This is a genomic window from Arsukibacterium sp. MJ3 (assembly GCF_000987765.1).
Classification (GTDB): domain Bacteria; phylum Pseudomonadota; class Gammaproteobacteria; order Enterobacterales; family Alteromonadaceae; genus Alishewanella.
Map to the genome: position 1 here is coordinate 1 of NZ_LAHP01000168.1, position 474 is coordinate 474.

A 474-nucleotide genomic window follows, 5' to 3' on the forward strand; every position below is an offset into this window, starting at 1 on the left:
CGTGAAAACCGCGAATTCCACGTAGATGTTGATTTAAGTAACCCAGTAGAGGCGCCACAAGCTCCTTGGGGTTGGGAAGATCATTACCAGTATTAATTGGCGCCTTCCTGCAACAAATAACAAAATGCCGCACTGTTAAGTGCGGCATTTTTCGTATCGTAATCAGCCTATACCTGATGGCATTAGAACGGCCGCGGCGAATCACCCGTTAAACACTGTTGGTACAGCGCCTCTAAATCATATTCTTGATAGCGTAATTCACGGCCTTCTAGGCTGTAATGGCCAAACAGTATTTGCCCATCTCGGCGGAACTCCACGTTATCAGCACCCACAAAACGATCCAAGTGAATTACGCGCTTATATACGCCCCGATAATCGCAGCTCATTACCACGAAAATTTGGCTGTTATCTGCGCTGCCTGATCCTAATGCCGATATGGTGTAACCCTCACCTTCATAGGTATCGATCGCTTGC

At 47.3% G+C, this 474-nt stretch carries 1 protein-coding gene; it reads right to left on the reverse strand.

Annotation, left to right across the window (positions count from 1 at the left end; translation table 11 throughout):
* Positions 1-182: 182 nt before the first annotated feature.
* Positions 183-474, reverse strand: a 292-nt coding sequence (locus VT06_RS18335; RefSeq protein WP_046555580.1) for a hypothetical protein, incomplete at its 5' end; no start/stop codon positions are given.